Annotated in this window: 11 protein-coding genes; 6 read left to right on the forward strand and 5 right to left on the reverse strand. The window is 67.6% G+C overall.

What is annotated here, in order from left to right:
• The first annotated feature begins 38 nt into the window (after positions 1–38).
• The 4 genes from H507_RS0109775 (at position 39) to H507_RS0109790 (ending at position 5459) form a co-directional block, all read left to right on the forward strand.
• Positions 39–1211, forward strand: coding sequence for an ROK family transcriptional regulator (locus H507_RS0109775; RefSeq protein ID WP_022910536.1), 1173 nt, complete (start codon positions 39–41; stop codon positions 1209–1211).
• A 116-nt stretch (positions 1212–1327) separates the two neighbouring features.
• Entirely contained in the window at positions 1328–3007 is a 1680-nt protein-coding gene (gene mmsA / locus H507_RS15985) for a multiple monosaccharide ABC transporter ATP-binding protein (RefSeq protein WP_022910537.1), read from the forward strand.
• On the forward strand, positions 3004–4338 hold the full coding sequence (gene mmsB / locus H507_RS15990) for a multiple monosaccharide ABC transporter permease (protein WP_022910538.1): 1335 nt from the start codon (positions 3004–3006) through the stop codon (positions 4336–4338). Before mmsA ends, mmsB begins: the two co-directional genes overlap by 4 nt.
• Positions 4339–4364: 26 nt before the next feature.
• Complete coding sequence (locus tag H507_RS0109790) at positions 4365–5459, forward strand: substrate-binding domain-containing protein (RefSeq protein ID WP_022910539.1); 1095 nt, start codon at positions 4365–4367, stop codon at positions 5457–5459.
• Between the two features lie 134 nt (positions 5460–5593).
• On the opposite strand, the gene leuA is transcribed toward H507_RS0109790, so the two are convergent.
• Entirely contained in the window at positions 5594–7276 is a 1683-nt protein-coding gene (gene leuA, locus H507_RS0109795; RefSeq protein WP_051139769.1) for a 2-isopropylmalate synthase, read from the reverse strand.
• Positions 7277–7641: 365 nt separating this feature from the next.
• On the opposite strand from leuA, the gene H507_RS0109805 reads away from it, so the two are divergent.
• Both H507_RS0109805 and H507_RS0109810 read left to right on the forward strand, forming a co-directional pair.
• Positions 7642–8688 carry an LCP family protein gene (locus tag H507_RS0109805; RefSeq protein WP_084707739.1) on the forward strand — a complete coding sequence of 349 codons (1047 nt, stop codon included), beginning with the start codon at positions 7642–7644 and terminating at the stop codon, positions 8686–8688.
• Between the two features lie 82 nt (positions 8689–8770).
• Positions 8771–10297: an amidohydrolase gene (locus H507_RS0109810; RefSeq protein ID WP_022910543.1), complete on the forward strand. Its 1527-nt coding sequence runs from the start codon at positions 8771–8773 to the stop codon at positions 10295–10297.
• Positions 10298–10333: 36 nt separating this feature from the next.
• Here H507_RS0109810 and era read toward each other — a convergent pair whose 3' ends face one another.
• Genes era through H507_RS0109830 form a run of 4 tightly spaced genes read right to left on the reverse strand, consistent with a single transcriptional unit; the run spans position 10334 to position 13999 of the window.
• The gene (gene era / locus H507_RS0109815; RefSeq protein ID WP_022910544.1) at positions 10334–11290 is read right to left on the reverse strand and encodes a GTPase Era; all 957 of its coding nucleotides are present in this window, start codon (positions 11288–11290) and stop codon (positions 10334–10336) included.
• Positions 11283–12584 carry a hemolysin family protein gene (locus tag H507_RS0109820; protein WP_022910545.1) on the reverse strand — a complete coding sequence of 434 codons (1302 nt, stop codon included), beginning with the start codon at positions 12582–12584 and terminating at the stop codon, positions 11283–11285. Before H507_RS0109820 ends, era begins: the two co-directional genes overlap by 8 nt.
• Positions 12585–13043 (reverse strand): rRNA maturation RNase YbeY, encoded by a 459-nt coding sequence (gene ybeY / locus H507_RS0109825; protein WP_022910546.1) that lies wholly within the window; start codon positions 13041–13043, stop codon positions 12585–12587.
• Positions 13040–13999: a PhoH family protein gene (locus tag H507_RS0109830; protein ID WP_022910547.1), complete on the reverse strand. Its 960-nt coding sequence runs from the start codon at positions 13997–13999 to the stop codon at positions 13040–13042. The genes ybeY and H507_RS0109830 overlap by 4 nt, the downstream gene beginning before the upstream one ends.
• Positions 14000–14009 lie beyond the last annotated feature (10 nt).

Below are 14009 nucleotides of genomic sequence, written 5' to 3' on the forward strand. Positions count from 1 at the left end.
TTTGACGACAGCATCGAACTCGCTCCACACTGGCGCCCATGCCCGGACAGCCGAAGCACGCGCGCCGCAAGCCCGGCTCCCAGCCTGCCCTTCGCCACCAGAACACCCAGCGGGTGGTGGAGACCCTGGCCCAGCGCGGACCGACCACCCAGGCCAAGTTGAGCCGACTGACCGGCCTGTCGACGGGCACCATCTCGAACATTGTCCGCGAGCTCAGCGCCGCCGCGCGGGTGACCACGACACCTGTCATCGACTCCGGCCGGCGGGCAATGGAGATCGCGCTGCGCGCCGATGCCCGCGTCTGCGTGGGGGCCGACCTGAGCGAGGGACGACTGCGCCTGGTGCTGGCCCGCACCGATCACGAGGTGCTCCGATCGGTGGACGTCCCCCTCACCGCGACCACCCCGTCGGGACAGCTGCAGCAACTGCGGCGACAGGCCGACGACCTGCTGGACGACCTCGGCATCACCGTCGACGACGTGATCGGAGCGGTCATCGGTCTGCCCCCGGCCACCCATGCGTTCTCCGGCGACGACCGGCTCTCGACCTGGGACGATGTCGACCCGTCGCCGCTGGCCGAGGTCACGTTCTCGTACGAGTGCCGCTTCGAACCGGCCGCCGCACTGGCCGCGTTCGCCCAGATCTCGTGGGGCCCCTATGCCAGTTCAAGTTCGGTGGCACACCTGACCCTCGGCGTCGAGCCCGTGGTCGGTCTCGTGGTCGACAACCGGCTGGTCTCCGGCAGAGTGGGAGCGGCAGGCCGGATCGCCCACCTCCAGGTCGTGCCCCGCGGCGAGATCTGCCGCTGCGGCAACCGGGGCTGCCTGCAGACGGTCGCATCGTCCGCCGTGGTGGCGGGGCTGGTGGCCCGCGCGCGTCGGTTGCCCTCCCTCACCGATGCCGGTGTCGTGGCTCTCGCCCAGGAGCGCGACCTGCCCGCCCTACGAGTGCTCGAGGACGTGGGCGAGGCGATCGGACAGGCCCTGGCCGCCGTCTGCACCGTGGTCAACCCGGGAACAGTCGTGATCGGTGGCACCCTCGCCGAGGCCGGGGCCCCCCTGTTCGACCCCGTGCAACGGGCCTTCGTCAGGCACGTGATCCCGGCCGTGGCGCAGACCACCGTCATCACGCGGTGCCAGCTGGGTCCGACTGCGGCGGCCCTGGGGGCGGCCGCACTGGTGGCCCGCACCGAGGCGCTGCGCCTGCAATAGGCGACCCGCCCACCAGGGCCGGAATTGAAGCAGATAGCTTGCGTTCAAGAGTTGACCGCATGCGGTTCAGGGCCTAGCTTGAGGCGACGACCTGACAACGACGTCACAGGAGTGAGATGACCGACAGTCACGCCCCGCTGTCCGCAGCCGGGGCAAACCCGGGCCCCGGTTTCGTGGAGCCAACCACCGAGAGCGACGACAGCCGCCCCGGCGACACCTTGCTGGCCATGCGCCACATCACCAAGACCTTCCCCGGTGTGAAGGCCCTCGACGACGTCAACCTGACCGTCAGGCGCGGTGAGATCCACGCGATCTGCGGCGAGAACGGCGCCGGCAAGTCGACCCTGATGAACGTGCTCTCGGCCGTCTACCCGCACGGCAGCTACGAGGGCGAGATCGAGTTCGACGGCAAGCCGGCATCGTTCTCGAACATCCGCCAGTCCGAGGCGGCCGGGATCGCGATCATCCACCAGGAGCTGGCGCTCATCCCCGAGTTGTCGATCGCCGAGAACATCTTCCTCGGCAACGAACTCGCCTCGTCGGGAGTGATCAACTGGAACCGCAGCGAGCTCGAGGCGTCCAGGCTGCTGGCCCGCGTGGGTCTGGTCGAGAACCCCAAGACGCCCATCAAGAACATCGGCGTCGGCAAGCAGCAGTTGGTCGAGATAGCCAAGGCGATGAGCAAGAACGTCAAGCTGCTCATCCTGGACGAGCCCACCGCCGCCCTGAACGAGACCGACTCGGCCCACCTGCTCGACCTGCTGCGTGACCTGCGTTCGCGCGGCGTGACCTGCATCATGATCAGCCACAAGCTCAACGAGATCACCGCGCTGGCCGACTCGATCACCATCCTGCGCGACGGCAAGACCGTCGAGAGCTTCCCCGTGACCGCCGACATCGACGAGAACCGGGTGATCCGGGGCATGGTCGGTCGTCCGCTGTCGAGCCGCTTCCCCGACCACACCCCGAACATCGGCGAGACCCTGCTCGAGGTGCGCGACTGGACGGTGCGCCACCCGCAGGTGCCCGATCGCCTCGTCAGCAAGCAGAACTCGTTCCACGTGCGCCGTGGCGAGATCGTCGGCTTCGCAGGGCTGATGGGTGCCGGTCGCACCGAGTTGGCGCGGTCCCTGTTCGGCCACAGCTACGGGCAGTACGTCTCGGGCGAGGTACGGATCAACGGACGCCACGCCGACGTGAGCACCGTCAGCAAGGCCATCCGTGCGGGACTGGCCTACGTCACCGAGGACCGCAAGACCCTCGGCTTCAACCCGCTCGACACCATCCAGGCGACCACGGTGATCGCCGACCTGGCCCGGATCAGCAACCACGGAGTGGTCGACCGTGACCAGGAGGTGGCCGTCGCCGACGACTACCGGCGCTCGCTGCGCACCAAGACCCCCAGCGTCAAGGAGAGGGTCACCAAGCTCTCGGGCGGCAACCAGCAGAAGGTGGTGCTCGCCAAGTGGCTGTTCACCCAGCCCGAGGTGCTGATCCTGGACGAACCGACCCGCGGCATCGACGTGGGCGCCAAGTTCGAGATCTACGGGATCATCCAGAAACTCGCCGACGCCGGCAAGGCCGTGGTGGTGATCTCGTCGGAACTGCCCGAACTGTTGGGCCTGTGTGACCGCATCTACACCATCGCCGAGGGACGGATCACCGGCTGCCTGCCCCACGGGGAGGCGGACCAGGAGTCGCTGATGCGGCTGATGACCATCGGCACCACCAAGACAGACGACAACGCCAAGGCCGAAGACCTGCTCGCGTTGACCAACGAGGAGCCCATCGCATGAAACTTCTGAAGGAACTGTTCTCCGGCGACATCCGCCAGTTCGGCATGTTGTTCGCCCTGCTGGCCCTGGTGTTGTACTTCCAGTGGCAATCGGGGGGCAGGGTGCTCACCCCCACCAACCTGATGAACCTGCTCAATGGCAACTCCTACATCCTGGTACTGGCCATCGGCATGGTGCTGGTGATCATCGCCGGCCACATCGACCTCTCCGTCGGCTCCGTCGCCGCGGTCGCCGGCATCTCGGTGGCACTGGTGATGAGGGACGCGCACCTGCCGTGGTGGGTGGGCATCATCATCGGCCTGCTGATCGGTGCCGTGATCGGTGTCTGGCAGGGATTCTGGGTCGCCTACGCCGGCATCCCCGCCTTCATCGTGACGCTGGCCGGCATGATGCTCTTCCGCGGACTCAACCAGATGCTGGGCAAGTCGAACACGATCCCGGTGCCGGCCGACTTCCAGCAGATCGGCGCCGGTTACCTGCCCGAGATCGGGCCGGACACCGGGTTCAACAACCTCACCATGCTGCTCGGCCTGCTGGCCATCGCACTGCTGGTGGTGTTCGCCCTGCGTCGTCGCGCCCAGCAGGCCAAGCTCGGTGTCACGCTTCGTCCCTTCGCGGTCACGGCGGTGCAACTCGTGCTGCTGGCAGCCATCATCTTCTTCCTCACCTACATGTTCGCCACCGGCCGTCCGGGTACCTCGTTCCCGATCTCGGGTCTGATCCTGGTGGCCCTCGTGCTGGTCTACAGCTTCGTCGCCGGACGAACCATCCTGGGGCGTCACGTCTACGCCGTCGGCGGCAACCGCCACGCCGCGCAGTTGTCGGGCGTGAAGACCAAGCGCATCGACTTCTTGGTGATGGTGAACATGTCGGTGCTGGCAGCGCTGGCCGGCATGATCTTCGTCGCCCGCTCCACCGCCTCGGGGCCCTTCGACGGTGTCGGCTGGGAGCTCGACGCCATCGCCGCCGTGTTCATCGGCGGGGCAGCCGTCTCGGGCGGTGTCGGCACCGTGGTCGGGTCGATGATCGGTGGCCTGGTGATGGCCGTGCTCAACAACGGCCTGCAGATGATGGGCGTCGGCGCCGACACCACCTCGGTGATCAAGGGCCTCGTGCTGCTGGTCGCCGTCGCCTTCGACGTCTACAACAAGTCCCAGGGCAAGCCCTCCATCACCGGCCTGTTGACCCGCGGGCTGCAGCGTCGCCAGTCGTCGTCCGACCTGCCCGACCAGACCTCGCTCTCATCCGTCGACCAGCAGCCGAACGGACCCACCGGGCAGAACCCGCCCGAACAACCCCAGACCTTGGTCGGCACAGCCGCCGATCACTGATGCAACACACACCAAGAAGAGGAACCATGAAGAAGTTCACGAAGGCCGCGGTCGCCCTGGTGGCTGCCGCCGCCCTTGCCCTCTCCGCCTGTGGCGGTCGCGAGGGCAGCGCCCAGCAGTCGAACTCGACCTCCGGGTTCGACAAGGGCTCCCTGATCGGCGTCGCACTGCCCCAGAAGACCTCGGAGAACTGGGTGCTGGCCGAGAACCTGTTCAAGGACGGCCTGGACAAGGGCGGCTACAAGGCCGACGTGCAGTTCGCCAACGGCGGCGTCTCGGAGCAGCAGAACCAGATCCAGGCCATGGTCACCAAGGGCGCCAAGGTGATCATCGTGGGTGCCATCGACGGCTCCCAGTTGGGCACCCAGCTCAAGGCCGCCAAGGATGCCGGCGTCACGGTGATCGCCTATGACCGCCTGGTGAAGAACACCGACGCGGTCGACTACTACGTCGCCTACGACAACTTCAAGGTCGGCCAGCTGCAGGGCCAGGCCCTGCTCGACGGGCTCAAGGCGCGCAAGGGCAGCGGCCCCTACACCATCGAACTGATCGCCGGTTCGCCCGACGACGCCAACTCGCAGGTCTTCTTCGACGGCGCCATGAGCGTGCTCAAGCCCAAGATCGACGACAAGACGCTGACCGTCGGCTCGGGTCAGACCACGTTCCAGCAGGTGGCCACCCAGGGATGGAAGGCCGAGAACGCCCAGAAGCGCATGGACACCATCATGTCGGGCACCTACGCGGGCTCGACCAAGCTCGACGGCATCCTCTCCCCCAATGACACCCTTGCCCGCGCCGCGATGACCTCCGTCAAGCAGGCCGGCAAGGACGTCCCCGTGGTCACCGGACAGGACTCCGAGGTGGAGTCGGTGAAGTCGATCATGGAGGGCGCCCAGTACTCGACCATCTACAAGGACACCACCGCGCTGGTGCAGCACTCGATCGTGATGGTCGATGACCTGCAGCAGGGCAAGAAGCCCGAGGTCAACGACGAGAAGTCGTACGACAACGGCGTCAAGGTGGTTCCGGCCTACCTGCTCGAGCCGAAGATCGTCACCAAGGACAACGCCGCCGAGGTCTACAAGGACGACAAGACGCTCGCCCCGCTGACCAAGGGCTGATCCAGTCCGGTCGTCAACCGAACACCACGACGGGGGTGCGGAGCCAATGGCTCCGCACCCCCGTCGCCCGTGTGGCCGTCGCCCCTGCCAGGTTCGTGGTGTCGTGTGGGGTCGGTGTGGACTTCGTCCCCCGGTCAGCGAACCGAACGGTTGACGGCGCTCAACACGGCCTTGATCGTGGCCGTGACGATGTCGGAGTCGATGCCGACGCCCCACAGCACCTGGGCATCGTCACCCTCGCCCACCTCTGCCTCGACATAGGCGGCCGCCTGCGCGTCACCCCCGGTGGTGAGCGCATGCTCGGAGTAGTCGAGGACCCTCACCACCAGACCGCGCTCGGTGATGGCGTCGATGAAGGCCGACAGCGGACCATTGCCTCGTCCGCTCACCTCTCGACGCTCACCCGAGACCTCGACCACGGCATGGATCTCGTGCTCGCCGTCCTGGGACGAGGAACTCGCCTTGACCAGCTTGTACTTGCCGCCGGTGAGGTACTCGTTGTCGAAGTAGTCCCACATCTGGGCGGCGTTGACCTCACCACCGTCGGCGTCGGCGTGCGACTGGACCGCGCGCGAGAACTCGATCTGCAGCCTGCGCGGCAGGTTGAGCTTGTGCTCGGTCTTCATGATGTACGCCATGCCGCCCTTGCCGGACTGGCTGTTGACCCGGATCACGGCCTCGTAGGTTCGTCCGACGTCGTGGGGGTCGATGGGCAGGTAGGGGGCCTCCCAGGCCACCTCGTGCAGCCCCACGCCCTCGGCGGCGGCCTGCTTCTCGAGCGCCTCCAGGCCCTTCTTGATGGCGTCCTGGTGGGAGCCGGAGAAGGCCGTGTAGACCAGGTCGCCCGCATAGGGGTGACGGGGATGCACGGGCAGACCCGTGCAGTACTCCACCGTGCGGCGCACCTCGTCGATGTCCGAGAAGTCCACCTGGGGGTCGATGCCCTGGCTGAACAGGTTCAGTGCCAGCGTCACCAGGTCGACGTTGCCGGTGCGCTCGCCGTGGCCGAACAGGCAACCCTCGACCCGGTCAGCACCGGCCATCATCGCCAGCTCGGTCGCAGCCACCGCCGTGCCTCGGTCGTTGTGGGGGTGCAACGACACGGCCACGTTCTCGCGGTCGCGGACGTTGCGGATGAAGTACTCGATCTGGTCGGCGTAGGTGTTGGGCGTCGAACGCTCCACGGTCGCCGGCAGGTTGAAGATGATCTCGCGGCCCGCGTCGGGCTGCCACACGTCGGAGACCGCGTTGCAGACCTCGACCGCGAAATCGGTCGGTGTCTGGGTGAAGATCTCGGGGCTGTACTGGTAGCCGAACTCGACGTCGCCCAGGTGCGACTCCGCATGCTTCATCACCATCTGGGTGCCCCGGGTCGCCATGGCGATGCACTCCTCGGCGCTGATGTTGAACACCACCCGGCGGAAGAGTTCGGCGGTCGCGTTGTACATGTGGATGGTCGCTCGCCGAGCGCCCACCAGCGACTGGGCCGTGCGCTCGATCAGGTCTTCGCGGGCCTGCGTGAGCACCGAGATGGTCACGTCGTCGGGCACGACGTCGTCCTCGATGAGATGGCGGACGAAGTCGAAGTCGGTCTGCGAGGCCGACGGGAAACCGATCTCGATCTCCTTGTAGCCCAACTTCACCAACAGGTCGAACATGGTGCGCTTGCGGGCCGGCGTCATCGGGTCGATCAGGGCCTGGTTGCCGTCGCGCAGGTCGGTTGACAGCCAGCGCGGGGCCCGGGTCACCTTGTTGTCGGGCCAGGTGCGGTCGGGCAGGGCGATGGGCACGAAGGGGGTGTAGCGGCCCACGGGCATCGGACTGGGTTGCTGCACCGGTACGGGCTGGCGCAGCGTCCCGAAACGAGTCGGAGCGGTGGCGGCTGGCTGCTCGGACGCAGCCGAAGGGGTGGTGTTCATGAGTCCTCACTGGGTTCGTCGTGTGGGGCGGGCACGTCACAACTCCGCAGCGAGAGGGTCCGCCGGACGATTACCGGGCCTCGCTGCGGCAGTGAAGGAGGAGCCGCACGCACGTCACGGTGCCGACCCTACACCCCGCGTCTGCCAGTGGCCTGTTTGCCCGCGACCCGTCAGACCGCGAACCCTCCGGGACGACCGGTGGTTCCCGGCCCAGCTGCGGCGAGCACCGCCCGACTCGACCCTCGCCACGCTTGAATGAGTGCATGACGATGCCGCCCTCCCATCGATGGACCAGACGAGGCCTGCTCGGAGCGGCCGCAGCGCTGCTCAGCGCCTGCAGCCGACGCGGCTCCCAGACCGAGACCCCCTCGCCCAGCGCTCCCCCGGCAACCTCCAGCGGCACTGCCACACCCAGCCAGTCGAGTTCCTCGGCCAGAGCGACCCCCACACCCAGCCCGACACCCACCGCCACCGCGAGCATCGCCGACGTGTTGCGTCCCGGGGTGGTCAACGTGCTCTTCCTCGGCAATGACTCACGCACCGACAACTGGTCGGGGCGTCCCGACGTGATCATGGTCGCCCAGCTCTCGGCCGACCGCACCAAGCTGGCGGTCGTCTCGATTCCCCGGGACACCTTCGTGTCGTATGCCGGCGGGGGCTCGGGCAAGATCAACGCGGCGCAGACCCGAGGTGGCACCGCCGGCATGGTCAAGACCGTGTCGGCGTTGTTCGGTGGGCTGCAGATCCACTACGTCGCCCAGACCGGGTTCGCCGGCTTCATCGCGATCACCCGCTGGTTGAAGGGCATCACGGTGACGAACCGTCATGCCACCACCGCCAAGGTGATCTCGACAGGGCGGGTGGTCTTCTTCAAGAAGGGACGGATCACCCTCGAGGGCACCGACGGGCTGATCTACGCGCGCGAGCGCAAGACCCTGCCGCTGGGCGACCTCGACCGGGCGGAGCGCCACCGGGCCCTGCTGCAGGGCATGATCAGTCGACTCAAGCAGCACGCCGCCACCGAACCTACGCAGCTGCCGATGTTGTTGCGCATGCTGCTGAAGAACACCAAGGTCAGCGGCGGCATCTCCGAGCAGAACGTGCTGGGGTTGCTGCCCGCGCTGCGGCGGGTCGACGAGCGGACGATGATCTCGCTGCAGGTGCCGATCCAGGGCTTCGCCATGGTGAACGGGGCGTCGGTCAACCGGGTCAACGCCGCCCGCATGCGGGCCCTCGGCGAGGCGATGCGCACCGCCGATCCCGCTGCCTACGTGAAGCAGTACGGGCAGGGGTATGCACCCGGCGCGTGACCCGTGCGGGCCGCTCGACCCCATCGGCCCACCCTCTGGACGAGGTCATCGGCGCTGATCCCGGTGGGTTTGAATGACTGCCGTGACAGCCATCAGCCCGGCCCTCGCGACGCACACGGGCGACGCCCCAGACCTGGTGATCCGGGACGCCCGAGTGCTCGACCTGGCCACGGGCCGAGCCTCCTCGCCGACCGACCTGCACATCGTGCAGCGCCGGATCAGCCGTCGTCCTGGACTGAGCCAGGTCGAGGAGGTCGACGCCGACGGACGTTTCGTCATCCCCGGCCTGTGGGATGCCCACGTGCACATGGCGCAGTGGGCGATGTGTTCGCGCTGGGTGAGCGTCGCGGACTCCGCGTCGGCCGCGGAGGCCGCCTCGATCGTCCGCGCCCACCTCGACCGCTCCCGACGGACGCTGGAGGCCGACACCCTGGTCGGATTCGGCTTCCGGGACTCCCGCTGGCCAGAGCCGCCGACCCTCGAGGTGCTGGACGAGGCCACCGGTCAGCACCCCACGGTGCTGCTCTCGGGCGACCTGCACTCCGCCTGGCTCAACTCCGCCGCCATGGCACGCCACGGCGTGACAGGCTCCGGCCACCTGGTCGAGGAGGAAGCGTTCGCGCTCACCCGCCAGCTCAACCACCTGCCCACCGCAGCCCTCGACCGCCGGATCAACGAGACCGCCAAACAGGCTGCCTCCCGCGGTGTCGTGGGCATCGTCGACATGGAGATGAGCTGGACCATGGACGAGTGGCGGCGCCGCTTCGCCGAGGGATTCCAGACCCTGTGCGTGAGGCCCGCCATCTACCCGCAGTGGCTGGAACGAGCCATCGACGAGGGGCTGCACTCCGGTGACCTGCTCGATCCCTCGGGGCTGCTGATCGCCGGCCCACTGAAGGTGGTCTCCGACGGTTCACTGACCGCGCGCACCGCCTACTGCTGCGAGCCGTACACCTCGTCCGAACTGGGTCGGGTCGATCCCGACCGCGATCGCGGGGTGGTGAACATCTCCACCGGCGACCTCGCCCACCTGATGTCGAGGGCATGGGCGAACGGCATCGAGTCGGCCATCCACGCCATCGGTGACCAGGCCGTCTCGCAGGTGCTCGACGCCTTCGCCGCGACCGGCGCCCGCGGCAGCATCGAGCACGCACAGTTGGTGCGTCCCTCCGACATCACCCGGATGGCCCAGCTGGGCATCCGCGCCAGTGTGCAACCCGCCCACCTGCTCGACGACCGCGATGCGATGGACGACCTGTGGGCCGACCGCACGGCCAGCGCGTTCGCCTGCGCGTCGATGGCCGAGGCCGGGGTGGTGATGACGTTCGGCTCCGATGCGCCCGTGGCACCGCTCGACCCGTGGCTGGCGATCCAGGCGGCGGTGACCCGCAGCGACGGCATTCGTGAGGCGTGGCACGCCGAGCAGTCGCTCACCGTCTCACAGGCCCTGTTGTCGTCCACCCGCGGCGTGGCCAGCCTCGTGCCCGGGGCGGAGGCCGACCTGTTGTTGCTCGACGAGAACCCGTTCGACGTGGCTCCGCAGCGGTTGGCGGCCACTCGTCCGTCGTTGACCATGTTGGACGGACGGATCACCCACTCCGGTCTGTGAGCGGGTCGGGGCGGACGTGGCCGCAGTCGGGTGGCGTCAGAAGCCCAGCCGGTTGAGGAACTTGGGGTCGCGCTGCCAGTCCTTCATCACCTTGACCTTGAGGTCAAGGTGGACAGGGGTGCCGAGCAGCGCGGTGATCTGCTCGCGGGCCTTCGTGCCGACCTCGCGCAGGTGTGACCCCTGGTGGCCGATCATGATGCCCTTCTGCGAGTCGCGCTCGAGCACCATCGAGGCGTAGATGTCGAGCAGCGGCTTGTCCTGGGGACGATCCTTGCGCAACCCCATCTCGTCGATCACGACGGTGATGGAGTGAGGCAGTTCGTCGCGCACCCCCTCGAGGGCTGCCTCGCGGATCAGCTCCGCCACCAAGGTCTCTGTCGGTTCGTCGGTGGCCTCACCGTCGGGGTAGAACGCCGGGCCGGGTTCCAGCATCGAGATCAGCACGTCGGCGACCTCGTCGACCTGCTCCCCCGACATCGCCGAGACCGGGACGATGTGCTCGAAGCGCACCTGGTGGGCATCCTCGAGGGCAGTGATGTCGAGCAGGTGCTGGCGCAACTGCTCCGGCCTGACCAGGTCGATCTTCGAGGCAATCGCCACCAGCTTGGGTCGACGGGGCAACTTGGCCAATTCCGAGACCAGGTAGGTGTCGCCGGCGCCGATCTTCTGGTTCGCCGGCAGCACCACACCGACGACGTCGACCTCGGTCCAGGTGGCGCGCACGATGTCGTTGAGGCGCTCCCCCAGGAGGGTGCGGGGCTTGTGCAGCCCGGGGGTGTCGATCAGCACCAACTGGGCGGAGGGACGGTTCACGATGCCACGCACGGCGTGCCTGGTCGTCTGCGGCTTCGACGAGGCGATCGCGACCTTCTGGCCCACCAGCGCGTTGGTGAGGGTGGACTTGCCGGCATTGGGGCGACCGACGAAACAGGCGAAGCCCGACACGAAGGGCGTCTCGGTCCCCCGCTGGGCGGTCGGGGTGTGATCAGGCATGGGCGTTCTCCTCGGTCGGTTCGTCGTCCTCGGCGCGGCGCACCAGACAGGTGTCGATCTGGTGGCGGCGACCCACTTCCTTCTCGGCGGTGATCACCAGGCCCTCGTAGACGATCATCGAGCCCGGGATCGGCACCACCGACAGTTGCTTGGCCATCAGGCCGCCGACCGTCTCGACGTCGTCGTCGTCGAGGTGCAGCCCGAACAGGTCGCCCAGGTCGTCGATCGGCATCCGGGCGCTGATCCGCCAAGTGCCGTCGCCGATCTCCTCGGCCAGGGTCGGGTCGGCGTCGTACTCGTCCACGATCTCGCCGACGATCTCCTCGAGGATGTCCTCGATCGACAACAGGCCAGCCGTGCCACCGAACTCGTCGACCACCATCACCAGGTGGGTGCGGGTGCGCTGCATGTCACGCAGCACCTCGTCGACCGGCTTGGAGTCGGGCACGAAGGTGACCGGTCGCATCACCTGCGCCACGGTCTCGTGGCGTCCGGCGTCGGGGTGGTCGAAGATGCGGCGGGTGGCGTCCTTGAGGAACAGGATGCCCTGCACGTCGTCGAGACCGCCGGCGCCCACCACGGGGATGCGGCTGATGCCCGAGCGCAGGCAGAGCGCCTGGCCCTGGCGCAAGGTCTTGTCGGCGGAGACCCACACCACGTCGGTGCGGGGCACCATCACTTCCTTGACATAGGTGGCACCCAGTTCGAAGACCGAGTGGATCATCTTGACCTGACCTGCCTCGATCACCTCGTTGGCCTGGGCCAGGTCGACCATCTCCCTCAACTCGGCCTCGCTCGAGAAGGGTCCGTCGGCGAACCCTCGCCCGGGGGTGAGTGCGTTGCCGATCAGGATCATCAGCTGCGGAATGGGGCCGAGGATGGCGTCGAGGAAGGTCACGGGGCCCGACATCGCGAGGGCGACCTGGTCGGCGCGCTGGCGCCCGATCGTGCGGGGCGCGACCCCCCAGAAGATGAACGAGGTCACCACCATCGAGCCGGCGGCAATCAGGATCCGCTGCCAGGTCGGCTCGAGCTGCCCGTAGACCACGAAGGCCACCAGCACGATCGAGACGATCTCGGCCAGGATGCGCACGAACATCGACGCGTTGACGTAGGGGGCGGGGTCGACGACGATCCGTTGCAGGCGGGCCGACCCGGGACGACCGTCCTCGACCAACTGGTCGGAGCGTGAACGGCTGAACGACTGCAGGGCGGCATCGGTCGCCACCAGGATGCTGGCGAGGATGGCCGACGCCAGGGCGAAACCGAGCATCACCCAGTCGGTGGTGCCCACTCAGGCCCCCGGTTTGCGCGACTGCCAGGCGGCGATGATGCGGTCGTTGAGGCCGAACATCACTGCCTTCTCCTGCGGTTCGGCATGGTCATGCCCCAGCAGGTGCAGCAGCCCGTGGATCAGCAGGTACTCCGCCTCGTCGTCGGCGGATCGTCCGTTCTCGGCGGCCTGCCTGGCGGTCACGGTCGGGCAGAGCACGATGTCACCCAGCAGCCCGCGCGGGGGGTCCTGGTCGTCGGAGGGCGCCCGCATCTCGTCCATCGGGAAGCTCATCACGTCCGTCGGTCCGGGCAGGTCCATGAACCGTTCGTGGTAGCCGGCCATGGTGTCCTCGTCGACGAGCAGGATGGACAACTCCGACTGGGGGTTGATGCGCAGGTGGTCGAGTGCGAACGACGCCAGCGCGATCAGGCCCTGCTCGTCGGCAGGCTCACCCGACTCGTTGTTGAGGTCGATCATCGACGGAACCGGTCGTGACGTTGACCGCGTTCGTCCTCGTGGGGCTGTGCCGTCTCGTAGCGGTCGTAGGCGGCCACGATGCGTCCGACCAGCTTGTGTCGTACCACGTCGTGGTTGGTCAACTGGCAGAAGGTGATGTCGGCGACCCCGTCGAGGATGTGCTGCACGGCGCGCAGCCCGGACAGCTGCCCACCGGGAAGGTCCACCTGGGTGACGTCGCCGGTGACCACCATCTTCGAACCGAACCCCAGCCGGGTGAGGAACATCTTCATCTGCTCCATCGACGTGTTCTGGGCCTCGTCGAGGATGATGAAGGCGTCGTTGAGGCTGCGCCCGCGCATGTAGGCGAGCGGCGCCACCTCGATGGTGCCCGCCGTCAACAGCTTGGGCACCGACTCGGGGTCGACCATGTCGTGCAGGGCGTCGTAGAGCGGACGAAGATACGGGTCGATCTTGTCGTTGAGGGTGCCGGGCAGGAAGCCCAACTTCTCGCCCGCCTCGATCGCGGGGCGGGTCAGGATGATGCGGTTGACCTGCTTGGCCTGCAGCGCCTGCACGGCCTTGGCCATGGCCAGATAGGTCTTGCCCGTGCCCGCGGGGCCGATGCCGAACACGACCGTGTGCTGGTCGATGGCGTCGACGTACCGCTTCTGGTTGAGCGTCTTCGGGCGGATCGTCTTGCCGCGGTTGGAGAGGATGTTCTGGGTGAGCACCTCGGCGGGCGCCACCTGCTCCTGGGCCTCGCTCATCGTCACCACGCGCTCGACGGTCTCGGCAGTCAGCCCCTGACCGGTGCGCAGGATGGTGATCAACTCGGTCAGCACCTCTTGGGCGAAGACCACCTGGTCGGGGGTGCCACGCAGGGTCACCTCGTTGCCGCGCACGTGCAGGTCAGCCTCGAGTTCACGTTCGAGGATGCGCAGGAACTCATCGCGCGGGCCGAGCACGTTGACCATGGGGATGGAC

Origin of the sequence: Aestuariimicrobium kwangyangense DSM 21549, assembly GCF_000421525.1 — a bacterium.
Taxonomy (GTDB): Bacteria; Actinomycetota; Actinomycetes; order Propionibacteriales; family Propionibacteriaceae; genus Aestuariimicrobium; species Aestuariimicrobium kwangyangense.

Excerpts from the sequence above, each read along its gene's own strand:
- leuA (WP_051139769.1), bottom strand. The coding sequence starts at position 7,276 with ATGCCCGTGGGCCGCTACACCCCCTTCGTGCCCATCGCCCTGCCCGAC.
- H507_RS0109790 (WP_022910539.1), top strand. The coding sequence starts at position 4,365 with ATGAAGAAGTTCACGAAGGCCGCGGTCGCCCTGGTGGCTGCCGCCGCC.
- era (WP_022910544.1), bottom strand. The coding sequence starts at position 11,290 with ATGCCTGATCACACCCCGACCGCCCAGCGGGGGACCGAGACGCCCTTC.
- H507_RS0109775 (WP_022910536.1), top strand. The coding sequence starts at position 39 with ATGCCCGGACAGCCGAAGCACGCGCGCCGCAAGCCCGGCTCCCAGCCT.
- H507_RS0109805 (WP_084707739.1), top strand. The coding sequence starts at position 7,642 with ATGACGATGCCGCCCTCCCATCGATGGACCAGACGAGGCCTGCTCGGA.
- mmsB (WP_022910538.1), top strand. The coding sequence starts at position 3,004 with ATGAAACTTCTGAAGGAACTGTTCTCCGGCGACATCCGCCAGTTCGGC.
- H507_RS0109830 (WP_022910547.1), bottom strand. The coding sequence starts at position 13,999 with ATGGTCAACGTGCTCGGCCCGCGCGATGAGTTCCTGCGCATCCTCGAA.
- ybeY (WP_022910546.1), bottom strand. The coding sequence starts at position 13,043 with ATGATCGACCTCAACAACGAGTCGGGTGAGCCTGCCGACGAGCAGGGC.
- mmsA (WP_022910537.1), top strand. The coding sequence starts at position 1,328 with ATGACCGACAGTCACGCCCCGCTGTCCGCAGCCGGGGCAAACCCGGGC.